The sequence below is a fragment of the Micropruina sp. genome, assembly GCF_047607385.1.
Classification (GTDB): Bacteria; Actinomycetota; Actinomycetes; order Propionibacteriales; family Propionibacteriaceae; genus Micropruina.
Window position 1 is genome coordinate 17282 of record NZ_JASGDE010000042.1, and the last position, 15388, is coordinate 32669.

A 15388-nucleotide genomic window follows, 5' to 3' on the forward strand; every position below is an offset into this window, starting at 1 on the left:
CCGTCGAAGGCGCTGTTCTTCGTGACCAGGCCGGCCCGGCAGGTGATCGAGCCACTGCTGACGCTCTCGCCGTCGACGCTGACCGTATACGGCAACTCGTCCAGATCGCCCGAGCCGACACATTCGCCGACCACGTAGTAGTCGGCGGCGGTGAGGGTGCGGGCCGCGTTGTCGGAGTAGGTCTCGCGGCCGTCGCGGAGCTCCGAGCAGGCGACAGCGGGAGATTGCGGAACGCTGAGTTCCGGGCAGCGAGGTTGCGTCGGCACGGCGGGGGAGGCTGGCACGGACGGCGCTCCTCGCGACGCGCTCGGCTCCGAGGGTGATTGCGTCGGAGACGAGGGCACCCCGCAGCCGGCGACCAATATCAAGGCGCCCAGAACTCCGGCGGCGGCCGCGACCTTATGCACCAAGCGAACCTACTCGCTTGTCCCCGCGCCGAGTCGGAAACGGACAGTTCACGGCCGAGTGCAAGAATCGGCGCATGCGGCATTTCGACCTGTGCGTGATCGGCTCCGGCTCGGGCAACTCGATCATCGACTCCCAGTTCGACGACCTCGAGGTGGCCCTGGTCGACAAGGGGGAACACTTCGGCGGCACCTGCCTGAACGCCGGGTGCATCCCGACCAAGATGTACGTCTACCCGGCTGAGCTGGCGTCGGTGGGGGAACGTTCGGAGCGGGTCGGGGTGACCATCGGGCAGGTCAGTTCCGACTGGACGGCTATCCGGGACCGGATCTTCGGCCGGATCGACCCGATCAGCGAGGGCGGTGAGGAGTGGCGGCGCAGCAACGCCAACGTCACCCTGTACCGGCAGGCCGCCGCGTTCACCGGACCCAAGCAGCTGCTGATCGGGGACGAGACCATCACCGCCGAGAAATTCGTGATCGCCGCCGGCTCCCGGCCGCGGATACCCGAATGCCCCGGCCTGGACGACCCGCGGGTGGCCGAGCGGGTGCACACCTCCGACGACATCATGCGGCTGGAGAAGCTGCCGGCCTCGCTGGTGATCATCGGCGGCGGCTTCGTGGCCGCCGAGTTCGCGCACATCTTCTCCGCACTCGGCACCCAGGTGACGGTGCTGCAGCGCTCCGAGGTGATGCTCCGCAAGGAGGACGCCGACATCGCCGCCGCGTTCACCGAGCAGCTGGCCAAGCGGGTGAACGTCCGGCTGCGCCAGGAGGTGATCGGCGTGGAGATGACCGATCGGGACAGCGTGATCGTGGAGAGCGTCGACCCCAACGGCATCCACTACGACTTCGAGTGCGAACGGGTGCTGATGGCGTTCGGACGGATCCCGAACGGTGACCTACTCAACCTGGACGCCACCGGGGTGCAGACCCATCCGGACGGCCGGATCAAGGTCGACGAGTACCAGCAGACCAACGTGAAGGGCATCTTCGCCCTCGGGGACGTCTCGTCGGCCGCCCAGCTCAAGCACGTCGCCAACCACGAGGCCCGGGTGGTGCAGCACAATCTGCTGCATCCGCGGCGGATGATCGCCGCCGACCACCGGTTCATTCCGCACGCGGTGTTCAGCGACCCGCAGGTGGCTTCGGTGGGGATCACCGAGGCCGAGGCGCAGCGACGCGGACGCCGCTACGTCACCGCTCGGCAGGACTACGGCAGCGTCGCCTACGGCTGGGCGATGGAGGACACCGAGCACTTCGTGAAGCTGATCGCCGACCCGAAGACCAAGCGGCTGCTCGGCGCGCACATCCTGGGCCCGGAGGCGACCACGCTGATCCAGCCGCTGATCCAGGCGATGAGCTTCGATCTGGACGTGCCGAGCATGGCCCGCGGCCAGTACTGGATCCACCCGGCGCTGACCGAGGTGGTCGAGAACGCACTGTTGGCGCTGGAACTATGAAGCGCCGCACCGTCCTGACCGGCGTCCTGGCGACCCTGCTCGCCGGCTGCTCCGGCGCCGCCGCCCCGACCGCGCCGTCCTCGCCGACGAACACGACCGCCCAGTCCGCGGACCCGCCTGGCTCCGTCCGACCCACGTCGTCCGCGACGCATTCGGAGTCGCCCGGCACCTCGTCCGCGCCGACCCCGATCGACTGCGCCACCCGGATCGTCGACGAGATGTCGACCGCGGAACGTGCCGGCCAGGTGGTGATGGTGGGCGTGACCAGCGCGTCGGCGTCCGAGCTGGCCGTGCTGCGGAAGCTGAAGATCGGGTCAGTGATCCTGATGGGCAGCCACAGCGACGGGGTCGCCGGCGTCCGCCGGGTGACCAAGCGGCTGGCCATCGGCGGGTTGCGCACCCCGCTGCTGATCTCGGTGGACCAGGAGGGCGGGCTGGTCCAGCGGCTCAAGGGCAGCGGCTTCGACACCATCCCGTCGGCGCAGGTGCAGTCCGGCTGGAGCGATGCGACGCTGACCGCCCGCGCCGAGCGCTGGGGACGCCAACTCCACTCGGCGGGCGTGCACTGGACGCTGGCGCCGGTCGCCGACACCGTCCCGAAGTCGATGGTCCGCAAGAACGCCCCGATCGGCGCGCTGAAGCGCGGGTACGGCTCCGATCCGGACGTGGTCGCCGCCAAGGTGACCGCCTTCATCAAGGGCATGGAGGCGGCGGGCGTGGCCACCACCGCCAAGCACTTCGCGGGCATCGGGCGGGTGGTCGGCAACACCGACTTCGCCGCCGGAGTGAAGGACACCGTGACCCGCGCCGACGATCCCTACTTCCAGCCGTTCCGGGCGGCGGTGGGTGCCGGGGTGCCGAGCCTGATGGTCTCCACCGTCACCTACACCCGGATCGACGCCCGCCACCCGGCGGTGTTCTCACCGACGGTGATCGGGCTGATCCGCGGCCGGCTCGGCTTCGACGGGGTGGTCATCTCCGACGATCTGGGGGCCGCCCGCTCGATGGCGGCGGTGCCGGCCAAGCAGCGCGGCATCGGCTTCCTGAAGGCCGGGGGAGACCTGGCGATGACGGTGACCCCGTCGCTGGCCGAGGCGTTCGTCAGCGGCGTCCGCAGCGCCGCCAAGGACGCCGCCGTCGCCGAGCGGCTGCGGGCGTCCGCGATCCGGGTGGTGGCGATGAAGATCCGGCTGGGGCTGGTGCCCTGCCAGTAGCGCTCAGCCGGTAACGCTCAGCTGGTGACCTTGAGGCCGGCCATGGCCCGGCGGGCGTCCGGCACCAGATCGGGCACGGTGTCCGGGATGGAGGCGTAGAAGATGCTGGACGAGGCTGCCGAGGTGGCCACGATCATGATGATCGCCAGCTCGCCCTTGGTCTTCAGGTTGGGAATGTCGAAGCTCAGGTGGGTCTCCACCAGCCAGGCCTCCTTGCCGTCGACCGTGGTGGCCTTGTTCACCTTGTCGTCGCGCACCACCTCGGCGTCGTCGTAGAAGACGCCCATGATGCACTTGACCACGATCTCGGAGCCCTGCTGCGGGCTGAAGAAGCCGTCCCCGGCGACCAGTTCGCCGACCAGCACCGACGCCACCCAGCTGTCCTTGGTGCCCTTGTAGCTGGGCTCGACCATCACCGTCTGGGTGAGCACGTCCCGGCCGAACGGCACCCGGGTCTCGGGGACCGGGGGACCCCACGGGGGATCCAGCCGCGGGTAGGACAGCGCGCCGCCGTGCACCCGTCCGTCATTGGGCGCCGGGGCCGGGGTGATGGTGCTGGCCACCTGCTTGGGGCAGACGTTCTGGGTCGGGTTGGAGCCCGCGGACGGACCGGTGCCCAGGATGCCGCCCAGGTTGCGGATGGCGAACCAGCCCAGCACCGCGATCACCAGCACGATGGCGGCGATGCCCAGCCACCAGCCGACCGGCGAGCGGCGCGGCTGCTGTTGTTGCTGGCTGGGACTCCACTGCGGCTGTCCCGGATGCTGCGGGCCGCCCAGACCACCCAGGCCTCCGGACGGCGGAGCCTGCATGGGGTTGTTGGTGATGGACGCCGACCAGGACGAACCCGTCCAGTAGCGGTACATGCCGGGCTGGCCGCCCGGATCCGGATACCATCCAGCCTGACTCACGGGGCGAGTCTAGACGGAGCGATCCAGTCGCCTGACCTGGCAGCCACCTGTGTGGAAGGTCAACTCTTCGTGAACAACCCGGTTGATCGCGCGATCGGCGACTGCCAGCAGGAAGTGCCACTGGTTTCAGGAAATAACCCGAAAGTGGTGACCGGGCCCGAAACCAGTGGTGGATCGCGCGATCGGTCAGTCGGGTGGCCCCGGCCCTGACAACCTCGACCGGTGGTACGCGGGGTCTGTCCCCACGTACCACCGGCGGGGTAGAAGCTCAGCCGAAGCGGCCGGTGATGTAGTCCTCGGTGGCCTTGTCGTCGGGGGTGGAGAAGATCTTCTCGGTGGGACCCATCTCGATCAGTTTGCCGGGGGCGCCGGTGCCGGCGATGTTGAAGAACGCCGTCTCGTCGGAGACCCGGGCCGCCTGCTGCATGTTGTGGGTCACGATGACGATCGTGTAGGTCTCCTTGAGCTCCTGGATCAGGTCCTCCACGGCCAGGGTGGAGATCGGGTCGAGGGCGGAGCAGGGCTCGTCCATCAGCAGCACCTCGGGCTGCATGGCGATCGCCCGGGCGATGCAGAGCCGCTGCTGCTGGCCGCCGGAGAGCCCGGAGCCGGGCCGGTCCAGCCGGTTCTTGACCTCTTCCCACAGGTTGGCGCCGCGCAGCGACCGCTCCAGCAGCTCGTCGGCCTCGCTGGCCCGCATCCGCTGCTTGTTCAGCTTGTAGCCGGCCAGCACGTTGTCCTTGATCGACATGGTGGGGAACGGGTTGGGCCGCTGGAACACCATGCCGACCTGGCGACGCACGTTCACCGGGTCGACCCCGGGGCCGTACAGGTTGTTGCCGTCGAGCAGCACGTCACCCTCGACGTAGGCGCCGGGGATCACCTCGTGCATCCGGTTCAGGGTGCGCAGGAAGGTCGACTTGCCGCAGCCGGACGGGCCGATGAACGCGGTCACCGAGCGCGGCTGGATGGTCATCGAGACGTCTTCGACGGCGAGAAATTTGCCGTAGTAGCAGTTGAGGTCGGTGACCTCGATCCTCTTGGACATGCGTCGGTTCCTTCGGTCAGCGCCCGAGTTTCGGGGCGAAGCGTTTGGCGATGAAGCGGCCCAGCAGGTTGAGCACCATGACCAGCAGGATCAGGGTGAGCGCGCCGGTCCAGGCCCGTTCGTTGTAGAAGATGCGGTCGATACCGGGATGGGCGTACTGGTCGTAGACGAAGACCGGCAGCGTCATCATCGGGTTGGCGAACGGGTTGGTGTTGATCGAGTTGGTGAAGCCGGCCGCGATCATCAGCGGGGCGGTCTCGCCGATGATCCGGGCGATGGCCAGGATCACGCCCGAGACGATGCCGGAGATCGAGGTGGGCAGCACCACCGACATGATGGTGCGCCACTTCGGCACGCCCAGGGCGTAGGACGCCTCGCGCAGTTCGTTCGGGACGATGCGCAGCAGCTCTTCGGTGGAGCGGACCACGATCGGGATCATCAGCACCGACAGCGCCAGCGAGCCGGAGAAGCCGTTGATGGTGCCGGGGCCGAACACCAGCGCCATCAGCGCGTAGGCGAACAGGCCGGCCACGATCGAGGGGATGCCGGTCATCACGTCGACGAAGAAGGTGATGCCGCGGGCCAGCGGGCCCCGGCCGTATTCGACCAGGTAGATCGCGGTGAGCAGCCCGATCGGCACCGAGATCAGGGTGGCGATGCCGGTCACGATCAGCGTGCCGTAGATGGCGTGGATGGCGCCGCCGCCCTCGCCGATCACGTTGCGCATCGACCAGGTGAAGAACTGCATGTCGAAGCGGGGCAGGCCGTTGGACAGGGTCTCCCAGAGCAGCGACACCAGCGGCAGCAGGGCGAGCAGGAAGGCGCCGGTGACCAGGTTGGTGGCCAGCCGGTCGGTGGCGGCCCGGCGTCCCTCGACGGCCCGGGCGATCAGGTACATCACCGGCAGGAAGATCACCGCGCCGAGGAAGACGGTGGTGCCGGGATCGAAGCCGCCCAGCGCGGTGGCGTCGACGATGCCGCCGACGATCAGCGAGCCGGCGAGGGCCAGCCAGGTGGTGGCCTTCGGCAGTTGGCCGGCGGTCAGCGGATTGGTGGTGCCGTTGGTCAGCGTGGTGGTCATCAGTTGGCCCCCGAGAATTCCTTGTAGCGGGAGACGATCAGCCGGGCGATCGAGTTGACCACCAGGGTGATCACGAACAGCACCAGGCCGCCGGCGATCAGCTGGTTGGTCTTCAGCCCGTACGCCTCGGGGAAGTTCTGCGCGATCACCGCGGCGATGGTGTTCGGGTTCTGCGAGGTGAGCACCTCGAAGCTGACGATGTGGGCGCCGGAGAGCACCATGGCGACCGCCATGGTCTCGCCCAGCGCGCGACCCAGGCCGAGCATCACCGAGCTGATGATGCCGGCCCGGCCGAACGGCAGCACGGCCATCCGGATCATCTCCCAGCGGGTGGCGCCGAGCGCCAGGGCGGCCTCCTCGTGCAGCACCGGGGTCTGTAGGAAGACCTCCCGGCTCAGCGAGGTGACGATCGGCAGGATCATCACCGCCAGCACGATGGACGCGGTCAGCAGGGTGCGTCCGGTGCCGGACGCCTGGCCGCCGAAGAACGGGATCCAGCCCAGGTAGCTGTTCAGCCACTCGTAGAGCGGGCGGGCGGCCGGGGCCAGGACGAACCCGCCCCAGAGGCCGAAGACCACCGAGGGGACGGCGGCCAGCAGGTCGATCACGTAGCCGAGGCCGGCGGCGAGCCGGCGGGGCGCGTAGTGCGAGATGAACAGGGCGATGCCGATGGCCACCGGGACGGCCAGCAGCAGCGCCCAGAACGACGCCCACACGGTGCCCCAGGCGAAGGGCAGGATCCAGGACCAGAACTCGCCGTAGCCGCGGGCTTGCAGCTCGGCCGGCGGGGTGGTCAGGGCCGGGAAGGCCTGCATCAGCAGGAAGCCGGCCACCATGGCCAGGATCACCAGAATGGTGATCCCCGACCCGGTCGCCAGCCCGCTGAACACACGGTCGCCGATCCGCCGGCGGGTGCCGTTTCCGGCCGATCCGGCCGGGGACGGCTTCGGGGTCACCTCCTGGGTGGACTGCGTCACGGTGCTCATTTCTCTCGCTCGATCTGGGACGACTGTACGGAATGAGAGCAGGACGGCGTCCCTCCGGGCGTCCCGGACGGACGCCTCCGGTTCACTTGATCGAGTCGATCGCAGCCTTGACCTTGGCCTGCATGGCGCTGCTCAGCGGCGCGCTGCCGGCGGCCTTGGCGGCTGCCTTCTGACCGTCGGACGAGGCGACGTAGCCGATGAAGCCCTTCACCAGCTCGGCGTCCTTGGCGTCGGAGTAGGTCTGGCAGACCAGGGCGTAGGAGACCAGCACGGCCGGGTAGACGCCGGCGGCCTTGCGGTTCAGCTTGAGCGCCAGGTCGTGCTCGGAGCGGCCGGCGATCTGCTGGGAGGAGTCGACGATCTTGGCGGCGGCCTCGGCGGTCGGGCTGAGCCAGTCGTTGCCGACCTTGAGCTTGGCGTGGCCGAGCTCGCCGGCGGCGGAGGCGTCCGCGTAGCCGATGGTGTTCTTGCCGGTCTTCACCGCGTCCACCACCGCCGAGGTGCCCTTGGCGGACTCGCCGCCGAAGGCGGCCGGGAAGGTGTCCGAGGCGGCCTCGGTCCACACCGACGGCGCGGCCTGGTTCAGGTAGTCGGTGAAGTTGTTGGTGGTGCCCGAGTCGTCGGCCCGGTGCACCGCGGTGATGCTGGCGTCGGGCAGCTTGGCGCCGCTGTTGTTGGCGGCGATCTTCGGGTCGTTCCACTTGGTGATCTTGCCGGCGAAGATGCCGGCCAGGGTGTCGGCGTCGAGCTTCAGGTCGGTGACCCCGTCGACGTTGAACACCACCGCGATCGGGGAGACGTAGACCGGCAGGTCGAGGGCGATCGAGTCGGCGCTGCACTTGCCGAATTTGCCGGCGCCCTGCTCCTCGTCCTTGAACGGACGGTCGGAGCCGGCGTACTGCACGGCACCGGAGATGAACGCCTCCCGGCCCGCGCCGGAGCCGTCGGGAGAGTAGTTGATGGTCACGCCGGAGTGGGCGGACTGGTAGTCGGCGATCCACTTCTGCTGTGCTGCGGACATCGACGAGGCGCCCTTGCCGGCCAGCGTGCTGGCGGCGGTGGTGCCGCCACCGTTCGAGCCGCTGGCAGCCGGGTTGGCGGGCTCGTTCGCCGCGCAGGCGGACAGGGTCAGCGCGGCGGCGGCCAGCAGGGCAACCGGGGCGCCGAGCGTGGAGATCTTCACGGCTATACCTTTCGCGAGTGGGAGCGAGGCGCTCCGCATCGCACGGTAGGCAGCCGAAGAAACCTGTTGGGGAGTCTTCGGTGAACAGCGGGTGAACGGCGTCCCGGGATCACACCCGGGGCTTGTGCCACTCCACGGAGACGGTCTCGCCGTCCGGCGACAGGTGGGCGACCAGGACGGCGGCGGTCAGCATCGACCGGTCGGGCACGCCGAGCGCCTCCAGCATCAGCGGCAGCACCGGACGGTGCCCGCAGATCGCCCGCGGCACGCCGCTGCTGGCGGTGTCCTTGATCAGCCGCTTCATCAGCTTCCGCACCGCGTCGGGGTTGTCTTTGGCCTTCTCCTCCGACAGCGTCGCCCAGCCCTGCACGTCCAGTTGCTTCGCCTTGGCGTAGGGCGCCAGCGTCCGCATGCAGCGCACCGAGGCGGACGACTCCAGCTCGGCGACGCCGTAGGCGTCCAGCAGCGGGATCAGCCGCTTGCTCTGCCGGCGTCCGCGGGAGCTGAGCTGGCGCAGCTGGTCCTTGCCCGACCAGTGCTTGCGCTCCATCGCCTTGCCGTGCCGGACGATCAGCAGCGGGGTGGTGGCCGGCAGGGTGACCGCCTGTTCGACCAGGGCGCGCTCGTCGACGTAGGTCATCCGCTTCAGCGCCGACGGCAGCGACAGCCAGACCCGGCGATCCACCTCGGAGTTCGGCTTGAACCGGTTCCGTTCGACGACCGTGCCCAGCCAGTAGGCGACCCGCTTGGTTCCGGTCGGGATCGGGTACTGGATGCGGTCCACCGGGTGGGCCAGCCGGATCCGGAAGGCGGTCTCCTCCCAGGTCTCCCGGACGGCGGCGGCGGCCAGGTACTCGTCCGGGTCGAGCTTGCCCTTGGGCAGCGACCAGTCGTTGTAGCTGGGCCGGTGGATCAGCAGCACCTGCACCTGCCGGCCCTTCGGACGCCGCAGCACGATCGCCCCGGCGGCCTCCACCAGTCGCTTCCGGCTCATCAGGCCCCCCGCTCCCCGCGCCGCGAACCGATGGCGCCGATCAGATGCTCCTGCAGGTCGAGCAACGGCTCACCCTCGATGTCGCTGGTGCGCTGCGACCAGCCGTCCGCCTCCAGCCACCAGGAGGCGGTGGACTCGTCGAAGGCCAGGTCGAACAGGCCCTCGATCTCGGCGATGTGCCGCGGGTTGGTCAGCGAGGCCAGCACCTCGACCCGGCGGTCCAGGTTGCGGTGCATCAGGTCGGTGGAGCCGATGCCGACCCGGGGCTGGCCCCCGTTGGCGAACCAGAACAGCCGGCTGTGCTCCAGGAACCGGCCCAGGATCGACCGCACCCTGATGTTCTCGCTCAGCCCCGGCACGCCGGCCTTCACCGCGCAGATGCCGCGCACCCACAACTCGACGCTGACCCCGGCCTGGGAGGCCCGGTAGAGCGCGTCGATCACCGCCTCGTCGACGATCGAGTTGACCTTGATCCGGATGCCGGCGGGACGCCCGGCCCGGTGATGCTCGATCTCGTCGGAGATGAAGTCGATCAGGCCCCGGCGGATGCCGTGCGGGGCGACCAGCAGCCGCCGGTACTGGGTCTCCTGGCCCATCCCGGAGAGCTGGTTGAACAGCCGGGCCACGTCGTCGGTGACCACCGGGTTCGCGGTCAGCAGACCCATGTCCTCGTACATCCGGGCGGTCTTCGGGTTGTAGTTGCCGGTGCCGATGTGGCAGTAGCGGCGCAACCCGTCCGGCTCCTCGCGGACCACCAGCGACAGCTTGCAGTGGGTCTTCAGCCCGATCAGGCCGTACACCACGTGGCAGCCGGCCCGCTCCAGCTTGCGGGCCCAGGCGATGTTGGCCTGCTCGTCGAAGCGGGCCTTGATCTCGACCAGGGCCAGCACCTGCTTGCCGGCCTGCGCGGCGTCGATCAGGGCGTCCACGATCGGGGAGTCGCCGGACGTCCGGTACAGGGTCTGCTTGATCGCCAGCACCGCCGGGTCGGCGGCGGCCTGCTCGATGAACCGCTGCACGCTGGTCGCGAACGAGTGGTACGGGTGGTGCAGCAGCACGTCGCGGTGCTTCAGCGCCGCGAACATGTCGGCCGGCATCGCGGTCTCCACCTCGGCCAGCTCCGGGTGGGTCTTGGGCAGGAAGGCCGGGTACTTCAGCGACTCGCGGTCCAGGTCGGCGAGCGAGAACAGCGCCCGCAGGTCCAGCGGCGCGGGCAGCTTGAACACCTCGTTGGCGGAGATGTCCAGCTCGTTGACCAGCAGATCGAGCATCCGGTCGTCGATGTCGTCCTCGACCTCGAGGCGCACCGGGGGGCGTCCGATCTTGCGCCGCAGCAGCTCCTGCTCCAACGCGTAGAGCAGGTTCTCGGCGTCGTCCTCCTCCACCTCCAGGTCTTCGTTGCGGGTGACCCGGAAAGTGGAGTGCTCGAGCACCTGCATGCCCGGGAAGAGCCGGTCCAGATGCCGGGCGATGACGTCCTCGATGGCGATGAACCGGCCCTCGCCCAGCGGCAGGAAGCGGTTCAGCAGGGTGGGCACCTTGACCCGGGCGAACTGCCGGGCGCCGGTGGTCGAGTTTCGCAGCAGCACCGCGAGGTTGTTCGAGAGCCCGGAGATGTAGGGGAACGGGTGCGACGGGTCGACCGCGAGCGGGGTCAACACCGGGAAGATGCGATCCTCGAACAGGGTGGTCATCGACGCCTTCTCGGCGTCGTCCAACTGGTCCCAGCGGAGCAGCTCGATGCCGTGCCGGGCCAGCGCGGGCCGGATGTCCTCGACGAAGACCTGAGCCTGCTGGCCGACCAGGTCGTGGGCCTTGGACATGATCAGCTCGTACAGGTCGCGGGGCAGGATGCCGGACGCCGAGGGCACCGCGACACCGGCCGCGATCCGGCGCTTCAGGCCGGCCACCCGCACCATGAAGTACTCGTCCAGGTTGGACGAGAAGATGCCCAGGAACCGGGCTCGCTCCAGCAGCGGGACGCGGGTGGCGTCGCGGGCCAGGTCGAGCACCCGGTTGTTGAACGCCAGCCAGCTCAGTTCCCGGTCGGAGAACCGGTCGGCGGGCAGCTCCGGGAGCTCGTCGACTGCGGCTTCAGCGGTCATCGCTGCTCCTGGTGTCGTCGGTGGCGTACAGGACGTCGCGGTGCACCACGGCGAAGCCGGCCCGCTCGTACAGTTCTACCGCCCGGGCGTTGGATGCTTCAACGTACAGGTGCACCGTGCTGGACCCGGTCGCGGCAAGGTGCTCCAGGCCGGCGGCCAGCAGCCGGCGGCCCAGCCCGGTGCCCTGGGCGCGGGGATGGGTGGCCAGGATGTACACCTCGCCGCGTCCACCCGGGTGCCGCTTGGTCCAGTGGAAGCCGGTCAGCCCCTCGGCGTCGGCGGTGACCAGCAGACCCGCCGGGTCGTACCAGTCCTCGGCCATCCGGGCGTCCAGGTCGGCCCGGGAGAAATGTCGCTGCTCGGGGTGCCAGTCGAAGGCGGCGGCGTTCACCGCCAGCAGCTGTTCGGCGTCGGTGGCCGGCCGGAACGCCCGGACGCCGTCGAAGGCGGCCCCGGTCGGCGGATCCAGCGGACGCTCCATCACCAGCAGCCGGCGCCGTTCGACCCGGCCGTGGGCGGCGGTGAAGGCCTGCGCCGCGGGCAGGTCTCCGAACGCCCAGACCGGGGCGTCCCCGACCTCGCCGAGCAGGGTGGAGCCGATGCCGCGGCGGCGGTGCCCCGGGTGCACGAAGAGCTGGGCGGTGCCGTGCCGGGTGTTGTGCTGGGCGTAGCCGAGCAGTGTGCCGGCGGCGTCGATCAGGTGGTGGCCGACCGCCGGGTCGTCGGCGGCCAGCGCCAGGGTGGCGTCCTCGTTGAGCGGGGATTCGCCGTCGTGTTCGGCGACGGTCACGGCGAGCGTGCGGATGCGGTCGATGTCGTCCGGGCCCAGCATGGCCTCAGGCTAGTGGAGACGGCCGCCCGTCGCGCCAGGTCAGGGGCTGAACCGGTAGCCCACGTTGCGCACGGTGCCGATCAGCGACTCGTGCTCGGGGCCCAGCTTGGCCCGCAACCGGCGGATGTGGACGTCGACGGTGCGGGTGCCGCCGAAATAGTCGTAGCCCCAGACGTCGGCCAGCAGGTGCTCGCGGCTGAACACCCGCCCGGGGTGCATCACCAGGTACTTGAGCAGCTCGAACTCGGTGTAGGTGAGGTCCAGCGGGACGTCGCCGAGCCGCGCCGCGTAGGCCGCCTCGTCGATCACGATGCCGCCGGACTGGATCAGCCCGTCGCCCTCGTTGGAGCTGAGCAGCAGCCGGATCCGGGCGTCGAATTCGGCCGGCCCGGCACCGTCCAGGATGAAGTCGGAGACGCCCCAGTCGCCGTTGATCGCGGCCAGCCCGCCCTCGGTGACCACGATCAGCAACGGCAGCGTGATGCCGGAGGAGAGGAACAGCCGGCAGATCGTCCGGGCGTTGGCCAGGTCGGTGCGGCCGTCGATGACGATCACGTCGGCCTTGGCCGACTCGGTCAGCGCGCTGGTGTCGGCGGGCGCGCTGCGCAGATCGTGGGACAGCAGCCCCACCGCCGGAAGCGCCGTTTCGGGGCGCACGCCGTCGGTGAGTTGATTGCTCACCACAAGCAGCGATGCCATCGCTTACCCCCGTTCAGGCCGGTTACAGAATAGTGACAGGCGCGCGACACGGCGCCCCCCGATCCGCTCAGCGGTTCTGTAACCGGGCCGTCACAAGGCTGTACTAGGGCCGTTCGGTGCGCTATAGCTCGACGATCAGGGTCATCGGGCCGTCGTTGACCAGCGCGACCTCCATCATCGCCCCGAACCGTCCGGTGGCGACCTCGGCGTCCCGGGCCCGCAGAGCGGCGACGAAGGCGTCCACCAGCGGCTCGCTGACCGGGCCGGGTGCGGCCGCGCTCCAGGACGGCCGGCGTCCCTTGCGGGTGTCGGCGTAGAGGGTGAATTGGCTGACCACCAGGATCGGCGCGGACTCCTGGGCGCAACTGCGTTCGCCGGCCAGGATGCGCAGATTCCAGATCTTGTCGGCCAGCGCGTCCGCGATCGCCGGGGTGTCGCCGTGGGTGACGCCGAGCAGCACCAGCAGCCCGGGACGATCGATGGCGCCGACCACCTCGCCGGCCACGCTCACCGACGCCCGGGTGACCCGCTGCAGCACCGCTCTCATGGGCAGGAGAGTAGCGCCCGGGCGCGCACTAGACTTCCGCGGGTGGTGCAGCTGATGACCGCCGTGCTGACGCCGGGGACGATCGCGCTGATCGTCGCCGCCGCCCTGGTGTTGATCGCCGCCCTGGTGGTCGTCGTCCGGATCTTCACCGACAAGCAGCAGGAGTGACTTCATGACCTTCGAGATCCCCTCCGACCTGAACCCCGCCCTGGTCGGCCTCGCCTGGATACGGGGCCGCTGGGAGGGCACCGGCTACCGGGAATGGCCGGGCGAGGAGAAGATCCAATTCGCCCAGCAGATCGACTTCACCGACAACGGCGGCGACTACCTGCACTACCTGGCGCAGGCCTTCGAGGTGGACGCCGACGGCAAGCCGACCCGGCCGCTGATGATGGAGACCGGGTTCTGGCGTCCGCTGCCCGACGGCACCGTCGACGTGGCGATGTGCTCCCCGGACGGCTTCGCCGAGGTCTGGTACGGCAAGCTGCAGCCCGGCCGGCTCGACCTGGTCACCGACGCCGTGGTCCGCTCACCCGACGCGAAGGTCGCCTACACCGCCGGACGCCGGCTCTACGGCACCGTCGAGGGGAAGCTGATGTACTCCTTCGACCGGGCCACCGAGGACGTCCCGCTCCGGCCCTACGTGTGGGCCACCCTGGCCCGGGCATGAGCGCCGTCCGGCACGAGACCGGCCCGGACGCCGGGGCGGTCTGGCACTACGGCGACCCGGTCCGGGAACAGCGCCGGCTGGCCGCCGGCGAGGCGAGCGTCGACCTGTCGCATCGTCCGACGCTCAGCGTCGCCGGCCCCGACCGGCTCAGCTGGCTGAACAACATCGCCTCGCAGAAGCTGGACGACCTGGCACCGGGCCGCTGGTTCACCGCCTACATCCTGGACGCGCACGGCCGGATCGGGTACGTCTTCGGCGGCGTCGACGACGGCGCGACGCTCTGGGCGTCCACCGAACCGGGGCACCTGCAGCCGTTGCTGGACTGGCTGCGGCGGATGCAGTTCGCCGCCCGGGTCGAGGTCGCCGATCGCAGTGAGACGCACGCGATGGTGCTCGCCGGCGGGCCGCGGATCGTGGCCCGGGAGCAACTGGACGAGGTGCTCGGCGAGCACCGCGCCGGCACCTGGGCCGCGGACGCGCTGCGGATCGAGGCCGGGCAGCCGCGGATCTTCGTCGACACCGACGACAAGACCATCCCCAACGAGCTGGCCAACCCCGACGGCGACGTGCTCGGCGCGGGCGTCCATCTGAAGAAGGGCTGCTACCCGGGGCAGGAGACGGTGGCCCGGGTGTACACGCTGGGGCGTCCGCCGCGCCGGCTCACCCGGCTGCACCTGGACGGCTCGGCCGAGGCGCTGCCCGCGGTGGGTGCCGACGTGCTGCTCGACGGCCGGGTGGTCGGACGGGTCGGCTCGTCCGCCCGGCACCACGAGCTGGGGCCGATCGCGCTGGCGCTGATCAAGCGCAACGTCGCCGCCGACGTCCCGGTGCTGGTCGACGGCATCGACGCCGCGCAGGAGCTGATCGTGGACCCCGAGGTCGGGCTGCACGTCCGGCCCCGGCTGCGCTGAGTTCTTCCCGAACCTCCGGCGGGACGCCCGGTCAATCCTTACGATCGGACGTGTGACAAGCCTGAACGACGTCCTGGCCGGCATTTCTCCGGTCGATGAATCGATGGCCGCGGTGGCCCGGGAGCGGATCGACGCTCTGGCCAAGCCGCCGCACTCACTGGGCCGGCTGGAGTCGCTCGGGGCGCAGCTCGCCGCGATCGCCGGCGCCTGCCCGCCGCCGCTGCCCGATCCGGCCCGGATCGTGGTGGTGGCCGGCGACCACGGCGTGGTGGCGCAGGGCGTGACCCGCTGGCCCAGTGAGTGCGGCGGCTTGGCCAGAGCGTCGATCCGCTCCCGGGCC

Annotated in this window: 16 protein-coding genes; 6 read left to right on the forward strand and 10 right to left on the reverse strand. The window is 70.0% G+C overall.

Translation table 11 applies throughout. The features are described 5' to 3' along the window. The first annotated feature begins 481 nt into the window (after positions 1-481). Positions 482-1867, forward strand: a complete 1386-nt coding sequence (locus tag QM582_RS04535; protein WP_415082139.1) for a mycothione reductase — start codon at positions 482-484, stop codon at positions 1865-1867. Beyond that, entirely contained in the window at positions 1864-3081 is a 1218-nt protein-coding gene (locus QM582_RS04540) for a glycoside hydrolase family 3 N-terminal domain-containing protein (protein ID WP_415082141.1), read from the forward strand. The genes QM582_RS04535 and QM582_RS04540 overlap by 4 nt, the downstream gene beginning before the upstream one ends. A 17-nt stretch (positions 3082-3098) precedes the next feature. Here QM582_RS04540 and QM582_RS04545 read toward each other — a convergent pair whose 3' ends face one another. The 10 genes from QM582_RS04545 to dtd all read right to left on the reverse strand — a co-directional run bounded on the left by QM582_RS04545 (position 3099) and on the right by dtd (position 13467). Further along, on the reverse strand, positions 3099-3992 hold the full coding sequence (locus QM582_RS04545; RefSeq protein WP_415082143.1) for a DUF2510 domain-containing protein: 894 nt from the start codon (positions 3990-3992) through the stop codon (positions 3099-3101). Between the two features lie 268 nt (positions 3993-4260). Then, positions 4261-5040, reverse strand: a complete 780-nt coding sequence (gene pstB / locus QM582_RS04550) for a phosphate ABC transporter ATP-binding protein PstB (RefSeq protein ID WP_415082145.1) — start codon at positions 5038-5040, stop codon at positions 4261-4263. 16 nt (positions 5041-5056) lie between these two features. After that, the gene (gene pstA, locus QM582_RS04555) at positions 5057-6121 is read right to left on the reverse strand and encodes a phosphate ABC transporter permease PstA (protein ID WP_415082147.1); all 1065 of its coding nucleotides are present in this window, start codon (positions 6119-6121) and stop codon (positions 5057-5059) included. Continuing rightward, positions 6121-7107, reverse strand: coding sequence for a phosphate ABC transporter permease subunit PstC (gene pstC, locus QM582_RS04560; protein ID WP_415082148.1), 987 nt, complete (start codon positions 7105-7107; stop codon positions 6121-6123). Before pstC ends, pstA begins: the two co-directional genes overlap by 1 nt. Before the next feature lie 82 nt (positions 7108-7189). Further along, positions 7190-8290 carry a phosphate ABC transporter substrate-binding protein PstS gene (pstS, locus tag QM582_RS04565; protein ID WP_415082149.1) on the reverse strand — a complete coding sequence of 367 codons (1101 nt, stop codon included), beginning with the start codon at positions 8288-8290 and terminating at the stop codon, positions 7190-7192. Positions 8291-8399: 109 nt separating this feature from the next. Next, the gene (locus QM582_RS04570) at positions 8400-9284 is read right to left on the reverse strand and encodes an NUDIX hydrolase (protein WP_415082151.1); all 885 of its coding nucleotides are present in this window, start codon (positions 9282-9284) and stop codon (positions 8400-8402) included. Then, positions 9284-11389, reverse strand: coding sequence for an RNA degradosome polyphosphate kinase (locus tag QM582_RS04575; RefSeq protein WP_415082152.1), 2106 nt, complete (start codon positions 11387-11389; stop codon positions 9284-9286). Before QM582_RS04575 ends, QM582_RS04570 begins: the two co-directional genes overlap by 1 nt. Continuing rightward, positions 11379-12221 (reverse strand): mycothiol synthase, encoded by an 843-nt coding sequence (mshD, locus tag QM582_RS04580; protein WP_415082153.1) that lies wholly within the window; start codon positions 12219-12221, stop codon positions 11379-11381. Before mshD ends, QM582_RS04575 begins: the two co-directional genes overlap by 11 nt. A 39-nt stretch (positions 12222-12260) precedes the next feature. Then, on the reverse strand, positions 12261-12920 hold the full coding sequence (locus tag QM582_RS04585) for a winged helix-turn-helix transcriptional regulator (protein ID WP_415082154.1): 660 nt from the start codon (positions 12918-12920) through the stop codon (positions 12261-12263). Positions 12921-13041: 121 nt separating this feature from the next. Continuing rightward, the gene (gene dtd, locus QM582_RS04590) at positions 13042-13467 is read right to left on the reverse strand and encodes a D-aminoacyl-tRNA deacylase (protein ID WP_415082156.1); all 426 of its coding nucleotides are present in this window, start codon (positions 13465-13467) and stop codon (positions 13042-13044) included. A gap of 42 nt (positions 13468-13509) precedes the next feature. On the opposite strand from dtd, the gene QM582_RS04595 reads away from it, so the two are divergent. The 4 genes from QM582_RS04595 to QM582_RS04610 form a co-directional block, all read left to right on the forward strand. Further along, positions 13510-13635, forward strand: a complete 126-nt coding sequence (locus QM582_RS04595) for a hypothetical protein (protein WP_415082158.1) — start codon at positions 13510-13512, stop codon at positions 13633-13635. A gap of 4 nt (positions 13636-13639) precedes the next feature. Then, positions 13640-14137, forward strand: coding sequence for an FABP family protein (locus tag QM582_RS04600; protein ID WP_415082160.1), 498 nt, complete (start codon positions 13640-13642; stop codon positions 14135-14137). Continuing rightward, positions 14134-15048, forward strand: a complete 915-nt coding sequence (locus QM582_RS04605; RefSeq protein ID WP_415082162.1) for a YgfZ/GcvT domain-containing protein — start codon at positions 14134-14136, stop codon at positions 15046-15048. Before QM582_RS04600 ends, QM582_RS04605 begins: the two co-directional genes overlap by 4 nt. 52 nt (positions 15049-15100) lie before the next feature. Next, a partial coding sequence (locus QM582_RS04610; protein ID WP_415082164.1) for a nicotinate-nucleotide--dimethylbenzimidazole phosphoribosyltransferase occupies positions 15101-15388 on the forward strand: 288 nt, incomplete at its 3' end.

Excerpts from the sequence above, each read along its gene's own strand:
- pstA (WP_415082147.1), bottom strand. The coding sequence starts at position 6,121 with ATGACCACCACGCTGACCAACGGCACCACCAATCCGCTGACCGCCGGC.
- QM582_RS04575 (WP_415082152.1), bottom strand. The coding sequence starts at position 11,389 with ATGACCGCTGAAGCCGCAGTCGACGAGCTCCCGGAGCTGCCCGCCGAC.
- QM582_RS04540 (WP_415082141.1), top strand. The coding sequence starts at position 1,864 with ATGAAGCGCCGCACCGTCCTGACCGGCGTCCTGGCGACCCTGCTCGCC.
- pstC (WP_415082148.1), bottom strand. The coding sequence starts at position 7,107 with ATGAGCACCGTGACGCAGTCCACCCAGGAGGTGACCCCGAAGCCGTCC.
- QM582_RS04585 (WP_415082154.1), bottom strand. The coding sequence starts at position 12,920 with ATGGCATCGCTGCTTGTGGTGAGCAATCAACTCACCGACGGCGTGCGC.
- QM582_RS04535 (WP_415082139.1), top strand. The coding sequence starts at position 482 with ATGCGGCATTTCGACCTGTGCGTGATCGGCTCCGGCTCGGGCAACTCG.
- QM582_RS04605 (WP_415082162.1), top strand. The coding sequence starts at position 14,134 with ATGAGCGCCGTCCGGCACGAGACCGGCCCGGACGCCGGGGCGGTCTGG.
- dtd (WP_415082156.1), bottom strand. The coding sequence starts at position 13,467 with ATGAGAGCGGTGCTGCAGCGGGTCACCCGGGCGTCGGTGAGCGTGGCC.
- mshD (WP_415082153.1), bottom strand. The coding sequence starts at position 12,221 with ATGCTGGGCCCGGACGACATCGACCGCATCCGCACGCTCGCCGTGACC.
- pstB (WP_415082145.1), bottom strand. The coding sequence starts at position 5,040 with ATGTCCAAGAGGATCGAGGTCACCGACCTCAACTGCTACTACGGCAAA.
- QM582_RS04570 (WP_415082151.1), bottom strand. The coding sequence starts at position 9,284 with ATGAGCCGGAAGCGACTGGTGGAGGCCGCCGGGGCGATCGTGCTGCGG.
- QM582_RS04600 (WP_415082160.1), top strand. The coding sequence starts at position 13,640 with ATGACCTTCGAGATCCCCTCCGACCTGAACCCCGCCCTGGTCGGCCTC.